Origin of the sequence: Marinobacterium mangrovicola, assembly GCF_004339595.1 — a bacterium.
GTDB lineage: Bacteria > Pseudomonadota > Gammaproteobacteria > Pseudomonadales > Balneatricaceae > Marinobacterium_D > Marinobacterium_D mangrovicola.
Map to the genome: position 1 here is coordinate 883157 of NZ_SMFU01000008.1, position 7882 is coordinate 891038.

Consider the following 7882-nt stretch of genomic DNA (forward strand, 5'->3'; position numbering starts at 1 on the left):
TTTACGGGTGTTAGGGCCCCTCAGAGCTCCCGGAGATAGTAGTCTCTAACCTTTACCATTCGTGCGGACGGCACCCGATTGAGCAGTGTCTCAACGCTGTTGCTGTATCTTGAAAACACCGACGCTACCCGGTCGGTGCGTCTCATCAGGTGATAGCACTGCATAAGTCCGATGTAGTGATCCTCTTCAGTCGGATCGAGTTCCAGGGCCTTTTCGAAGTAGGGGATAGCTTCTGCATGGGCTTCTAGGGCGATAAGGTAGTGAGCAATTTTTTCCAGCAGGCGATTGAAGTTCCTGTTGATTCTTTCACGGGCGCTGTCGATCCAGGCTTCGCCATGATATTCATATAGGAACGGCTGCTTGAAGGTGTCTGCTAATACCTGAGCGCTTTGAACGTTGCACGAGTCGATATCGGCCGGGGACTCCCAGAAAGCAAGTGCATCGACCCAGCAGTCCTCCGACAGTGATAGGGTGTTGTTGCGGGTAATAATATACTGATCATCGCCCAGGCTTTTTCTTAGGCGGTAAAGCGTGGTTTTTAACGATTTGTAAGCCGCATCGCCATCGGCGTCTCGCCAAAGGTTATCTGCGATAAAGTCGAAACTGATGTTTTTGCCGCCGTAAGAAATAATGAATTTCAACAGCTCGAGCGGCTTTTGTTGCAGTGTGATGCTCTCTTCGAGATCGCCTGCGGCTGCTACTACCTGGAAGCTATCGAGCGTATGAATTCGGATGCTGTACGGCCAGAGGTGTGCATAGAGCGACGGCGATACAGGCAGCAGGTTGTGTTCCTTTATGGTCTTTTTGACATAGTCTGCTTCAATACCGTTGAGTAGGGCTTTCTCACATAAACAGGTAAACAGTTTCTTACCGATGGTCGGTATAAAGATAAAGTTCTGCCGGTGGGCGAGCTCAAATGCATCGGTCAGCTTGTCACTGCTTCTATCGTTTTCGTTGCTATATTCCAACCAGGCTTCTACGCATAACGCTTGGTATTTCAAATAGTTGGATCCAAGCCACTGGCTATCCGATAGTTCCGTAAGAATGGACCGGGCCTGATCTAGTTCCCCCAGCTCATGACAGGCAAACGCCAGTACTATGTTCGACCAGTGCACCGGGTAGGTCGCTCCGGAGGTGCGATACAACTCATTGGCTTTGCCAAGATCGTGCTTGGCTTTAAACAGGTCCGCCTTGTACAAAGCGGAAACACCGGACAGGAAAAGAATATCGGCACGGCGGACGTCGGGCATCTGAGTATACTGGTCCATCAGCAGCTTTATTTCATTGTCAGCCAATGCAAACTCATCATCGCGAAGCAGGGATAAAATCAGAATATAACGGAACCAGAACTCATATAATCGAATACCGGATTTATGACCCTCTTCTAGACTGTTTCTACACACCTCAATCGCTTTTTTTCCGCTCCCCAGAACATAGCCGTACTGAAAAGCGTCGATCAGTTGCGTCTGCAGTTTTAGAACAGGAATAGATTCCAGCTGCTGACGTATGGGCTGCAAAATATTCAGCAGGTGATAGGTGCTGCGATCTTCCCCGGCAAAACGATAATAGATCATCATGTTGTTGCAGCGCCTTAGCAGGGCAACCGGGTCGTCACAGTGTTCCAGTGCCGCCTTGGCAGCGGCTTTCCAGCGCTCTTGCAATGGGTGGTTCAGTGTCCTGAATGAGGTTGCAAACAGCACGACGCAGGCCAGGCTCTCGCACAGGGGGGTTATATCGCTTTTACAGCGTAGCAGCAGCTCCTCCAACTCCTCGAGGCAGGTTTCAAGCAAATCGTAGCCGGTACCGGAGATCGCCAGGGCTTCAAAGTAATCCCCGTAGGCTAGAATCGCCTGTTCGATCTGCTCAGCTTCAGTGTAAGCATTGATGGCCCGACGGATCATTGTGCAGGCGTGAACCGGTGAAGCGATAAGCTGGATCTTGCCTATCAACAGAAGTGTATCCGGATCTCCATTGATGAACTCATCTGGTATGCAATCGAGCCAGCGGGTGAGCTGTTGTATCAATCCCTGGTCGATAAAATGTCGCGCATTTATTGTAATCAGCTGTTTGGCATCGGAGAAACGGCGGGTGTCTATGTAAAGCTCAATCGCCGCTTCATAAGCTACCTGGTCGACGAGTAGCTGTGCTGACTGGCTTAGGGTCTCTGCGAGCTCCTGTGGCGAGTAGGTCGCAGCAAAGACGTTATTCAGATATTTCTTGAATAAAGGATGGAAACTGTAGGTTTCATTAGCGCCAGGATGAGATTCAATAAAAAGATTAGATCTCTTCAGAGTATCAATCAGCTTGGCACTATTATTAAGGCCCGTTATCTTTTGCGCCATACCTTCGGTGAAAAATGGCATAAAAGAAGTTTTTAATAATAGTGTCTTGGTATCGGATGATAAACTATAGAACACTTCTTTTGCAAAAAACTGAAAGCTATCCTGGTTAAGGTATTTAGATAAGTTGCTGCTCGTTCCCGAGGGAAATGTATTAGCGCTTAAGATAAGGTTAGATGAAATTAATCGGATTCCCGCCGCCCATCCAGCAGTTTCCTCTAAGATGATATCTATCAACTCAGAATTTACATTATCTGTATATTCTTGTTTTAAAAACTGCCTGGTTTCTCTTCGGTAAAATTTTATATCTTGCCAGTCGAGGCGATACATGTTGCCTCTTGCCTTAACAGTTACAAACTCCGGCGTCGGTGTCTCGCGACTGACCACAATAATCTTGAAGTGCTCGGGCAGGCGTTCAGCAAACCGGCTTACAAGTCTGTGTACAGGGGACTCGGACGAAAGCTCGTGGTAGTCATCAAGAACCAGAAGCGTCTTGTTCTCAGGGGCATGAGTGGCGAGAGTATTAAAAAAATTGTCTGAGAATGTATCGGGCCCTAAGGAGTACTCAAGCGTAAACTTTGGCAAGTTCAGATTGTCATCGGAGAATGCTCTTTTAGCAGCAAGCGATAAATGGTGGAAAAATGCTCCTGGAGAGCAATCTGAATGATCGAGCTTTAACCAGATATTAGTAGTTTTTTTATGCTGAACGAAGTCTGCGATCAGCGTTGTTTTGCCTGCTCCACCAGGTGCTGAAATCCAGATCAAAGGCGCCTGTGAAGAGTCCAGAGACTCAATCAAATGATCGCGACGCAAGATGTTCGACAAAATGGGAGCTGTCAGCTTACTGCTGATGACTGAAGATCCGTCCATGAATAACTGTCTGTTTTTCCACACTTAAATATAGAGGTCGGCCTTCTCTCGACCGTATAGGAATGCGTTGCCTTGAGTTTTTATTAGTTTATTTGAATATAATTAAGGCTTTCGTCTACGCTTTTGGTTATATGACGACCAATATACATTTCCTGTCGCGTCGGGCAAGTTTAAATCGTAAACAGGCTCTACTGGCTCGGCACAGAGGATGGGATTATTAGGAATAAAATCAGTGGGATGCTATGAAAGAGCAGGCCTGGACAGCTTGTGTGTCGGGGCTGGCTCGTCAATGATAGAGCCATTAGAGATAGTGGGGGAGTCAGGCCTTTGTGCTTATCGCTGCTGTGGCTTCTTGCAGCTCGCAAACTGAGACCGCCCGGGCCGAAGTGGTTCGGTCAGGGCGGACTGGAGAGACTGTCTTCAGAAAGTTGTGAGATTCAGGGTAATCTTATCCCGTTATCTACGACTCTGACTTCGGTATACAGAGTCTCGCGTTGATCCTGGCCAGCTGTATTTTTGGCGTTGGGTATACGCTGGGCCTGCTGGATACTGCGGTGGTAGGGCGTACCGACGGTATCCATCGGGGCGATGATTTCTAACACGCTCTCGTTAAAGGTCAGAGTGTAGTTAGCCGCGTCGAGTCCATATGGCACCAGGCTGAAGATTCCGGCTTCACTGGCCCCTTGAGAGGAGCCCCCCCACTGCAGGAGACCGGTGAGCACCGATGCATCTGCCTTCGGAGAGGTAATCCTGCTGTTGAGAATAGATGAAGCATATGCAGAAAAATAATATTTTTCAGTGATTTTTATACTTATTATAAAATTTTGGTTATATTGATCAAGGATTAAACAGCCATCCTGGGGATGGCTGTTTAATATCAATTCTTACAGGTTAATTGGTGGGCGCAACCTCTATACCGGTATTTCCATTAGCTAAGTTTTTCCACTCAATTCTGAGCGGGTCAATTCGAGATACGACGAATTTTTCTTCGCCATCACTCTTTTCATGATCGCCTAAAATATCGCCGCCATAGATTGAAATGTCATAGTGATCGGATACGAAAATAGCTTTCAGCGATGCAGGCAGTAGAGCGCCATTAATGCCGTCTATTGCTACACTAGCCGCGGAAACACTGGTCGACGAAATCGCGAGAGCGGTTCCTGCAGCTACCAGGGCTGTGCTACTTCCACCGCTGAAAGGCACCAGAACAAGCCCTGCGACACCGATAACCACACCAGTAATGGCCGCACCAAAACTCAATATGTTGGCAAAGTCTTGATCGTGATTGAATTTGTTGCTTTCTGTACCTACAACTGCGTGAAAGTCAGACCAGCCCATGCCAAACTTATCAAAGTTATATGACTCGCCAGGCTGAAGATCATTTTTGTAGTACTGGACAATACCCTTCCAAGTCATGCAAATATGTATAGGAAGGTTAGTATTATTGGTGATTTTTATGTTGCTCATTTTTTAAATCCTTTTAATAATATTTTATTTTACTAAAGTTTATAGTGGTTACTTATCTCCTTTTTGACCGGTCTATACGATGTATATTAAAGGCCTTTGGGTAACAGATCGGTCACAAAACGTATTTTTTGAAAATAAAAAGGGCGATTAAAAATCGCCCCGGATACGTAAATGCTAGTTGTATGGTTGAACTGGATTAAAAACGATAATTCACGCTGGCCCAGACCCGCGGGTTTCTGTCCTTGGTGTCGGACTCGGGCTGGCCGCCTTCCAGGCGCCAGGCGGAGGTCAGGTTGAACTGCCAGTCCTTCAGGCTCGCACGGAGGCCAAGGCCGGCACCGGCCAGTTTGCGATGGTTATCGCCTTCGGCCCAAGGGCGGGTATTTAACTCTATGGCGCCTGCATCGTAGAACAGATAGGGCTGAAGCTGTTCGTACTGATAGCGAAGTTCCAGCTGAGCCAGCCAGCCGCGATCACCAAAGGCTTCACCTTCGGGATAGGCACGCACGCCGTTGGCGCCGCCCAGGCCCATGCCTTCCGATGAGTCCAGGTTGTCGTAGGTCCATTGGCCGTTGATACGGCCGTAGAGTGTCCACTGATCGTTCAGGCGCTGCAGTCGAGCGAGCTCCAGGTTCAGCTTGCTGTATTGGCCTTCGGTTTCCGCGGTCATCCGATCCACGAAAGCAAGTGTCTCGTCCAGGTCCAGGTCTCCAGAAGTAAAGCTGAAATCAGACCAGGTCAGACCGCCGCCAAAGAAGCCGTCGCGATGGTCGAAACGCAGGCTGGCGGTTACCGATTCGCTGGATTTCTTATTACTGAAAAAGGGCGAGGCGGGTTTGTCCTGAAGGTGGTTATAGCTGTAGCCCAGATCCAGGTAGAGGTTGGTGTTCTGTGAGCGGATCAGCGGATACTCCACTCCCAGGGTGCCGATTCGTGCTTTGCCGGTGGCACCGAGATCCTCGAACTCTTCACCCAGTTGGTAGTAGGTTTGGGTATAGCGCAGGTAGCCGCGAGCACCGGTGTTGGCAATGGGCAGGCTATATCCCAGGTTGCCGTACCAGAGCTCCTCTTCAGTAGCCATCAGTGCGAGATCCAGCCTGTCGCCGACAGTAGCGAGACGGTTGACCGAAGCGGTCGCCAGGGTGCGCCAACTACCGGTATAGCGGTTACCATGATTGTCTACGCCGAGGGATCCGGAGACCTTTTCCTCTGCCTTCACTGCGATTGCTAGGTCGCCGGTACCGGTGGTTTGCCCAGGCATTAATACCGGGTCGATGCTGACCCCGGGAAGATCGCCTAGCAAGTTGATGGCACGGTTGAGGCTATTGCCCTGGATTGGGTCACCGGCCTGCAATTCAGGCAAGCGGGCAGCCATGGATTGAGCGAGTTCATCGGAGCCATTAAACCTGATTTCGCCATACCGGCCCTCAACCACGCCAATAACCAGCTTGCCTGATTTCAGTGTCTGCGGGGGAAGATAAGCGAGGCTGAAGGGGTAGTCCTGCTGGTGATAAAAGTCGGTAATACGCTGGGACAGGCGCTGCAGTCCCGCCATATCCTGAGACTCACCAACCGCATCATTGATCACGGCCAGAAGCTGCTCCTGCGTGAACAGGCTGTTGCCCTCAAAGTGAATCTCACTGATCTCAATCTGAGGGCCACCCGGTTCTGCGGTGGGTTCCAGGCTCTGCTCATCGATTGTCATGGTAGTAGAGCGCAGTGTTGGTTGTGCTGGCTGACGCATCTCATTCAACACCCGGCCAGCATCTGGCGGAGTTTGCGCGAGAAGCGGTGTGGTCTGGCTAAAGGCGGCAAGAGCAACAAGCAGTGGCAAGGGACGTAAACGAAAAGACAGAGGGCTGGTGTGATTCATGAGCTTGGCAGTTCCTTGGTAGTGCAATGCATTTAGAACGTCAGACGTCCGGGTCAGTGTCTGCCGTGTGCCCCGTTATTCCGCTTAAGTGCGTTGGGCACATCGTAAACAAAGGCAGGGAGAGGGCGACTGTGTCGCCGCCCCTTTGCCGAGTAATCAGGGTAGGCGGATGCCGCGATCGACAACTTGCAGTTCGGTATGCGTGCTCTGCTGAGCGGAGCTGCGCGCGTTCACCGGTTTACTGCTAACCGCCAGCTGCTCTGCTTGCTGGATACTGCGGCGGTAAGGCACGCCGACGGTATCCATCGGAGTGATGATCTCTAACACGCCCTCGTTAAAGGTCAGAGCGTAGTTAGCCGCGTCGAGTCCGTATGGCACCAGGCTGAAGATCCCGGCGTCTCTGGCCCCTTGAGAGGAGCCACCCCACTGCAGAAGACCGGTGAGCACCGATGCATCTTCGCCATTAACAAAGCCGCGATAGGTGACTCCATTTCCGCCTCTCCAGGCGGAACCATCCAGTACCCAGGTCAGATCGTTGGCCGTGATAATCAGCGGCGCCTTATCGATGGTCAGGGCGCCATCGACAAAGGTCAGTTCATAGTTACCGTCGGTGCCGGCTGCGCGGTGTAAATAGGTACCGGCGTTCTTGCCACTACCGCCGTTGGTGCTGACATCGGTGAGCACGCTCTGATCTTCGCCGCCGACCAGACCGTCAACCGTAAAGCCGTTCACCTGCTGGTTAGCGCCGTTATAGGTGGTGCTACCGCTGTTCGCGGTGACGGTAGCCTGTGCCTTATCGATGGTGAGGGCGCCATCGACAAAGGTCAGCTCATAGTTGCCGTCGGTGCCGGCTGCGCGGTGCACATAGTTACCGGCGTTTTTGCCGCTACCGCCGGAAGTGGATACATCGGTGAGAACGCTCTGATCTTCACCGCCGACCAGACCGTCAACGGTAAAGCCGTTTACCTGCTGGTTAGCCCCGTTATAGGTGGTGCTGCCGCTATTGGCGGTGACGGTGGCCTGGGCCTTATCGATGGTCAGGGCGCCGTCCACAAAGGTCAGCTCATAGTTGCCGTCGGTGCCGGCAGCGCGGTGCACATAGGTGCCCGCGTTCTTGCCGCTACCGCCAGAGGTGGATACATCGGTGAGTACACTCTGATCTTCGCCACCGACCAGACCGTCAACGGTGAAGCCGTTCACCTGCTGGTTAGCGCCGCTATAGGTGGTGGTACCGCTGTTGGCGGTGACGGTGGCCTGGGCTTTATCGATGGTCAGGGTGCCATCGACAAAGGTCAGCTCGTAGTTACCGTCGGTACCATCAACTGTATGCGCG

General features: G+C 51.2%; 5 protein-coding genes. All 5 read right to left on the minus strand.

Going from position 1 to position 7882, the window contains the following annotated elements:
- Positions 1-20: 20 nt before the first annotated feature.
- The gene (locus CLV83_RS12270) at positions 21-3209 is read right to left on the minus strand and encodes an AfsR/SARP family transcriptional regulator (RefSeq protein WP_132292540.1); all 3189 of its coding nucleotides are present in this window, start codon (positions 3207-3209) and stop codon (positions 21-23) included.
- Positions 3210-3646: 437 nt separating this feature from the next.
- Positions 3647-3931 carry a hypothetical protein gene (locus CLV83_RS12275; RefSeq protein WP_132292543.1) on the minus strand — a complete coding sequence of 95 codons (285 nt, stop codon included), beginning with the start codon at positions 3929-3931 and terminating at the stop codon, positions 3647-3649.
- Between the two features lie 169 nt (positions 3932-4100).
- Positions 4101-4676 carry a hypothetical protein gene (locus CLV83_RS12280; protein WP_132292546.1) on the minus strand — a complete coding sequence of 192 codons (576 nt, stop codon included), beginning with the start codon at positions 4674-4676 and terminating at the stop codon, positions 4101-4103.
- A gap of 196 nt (positions 4677-4872) precedes the next feature.
- Positions 4873-6549: a ShlB/FhaC/HecB family hemolysin secretion/activation protein gene (locus tag CLV83_RS12285; RefSeq protein WP_132292549.1), complete on the minus strand. Its 1677-nt coding sequence runs from the start codon at positions 6547-6549 to the stop codon at positions 4873-4875.
- Positions 6550-6705: 156 nt separating this feature from the next.
- On the minus strand, positions 6706-7882 hold a 1177-nt coding region (locus CLV83_RS22600; RefSeq protein WP_207894847.1), incomplete at its 5' end, for an MBG domain-containing protein.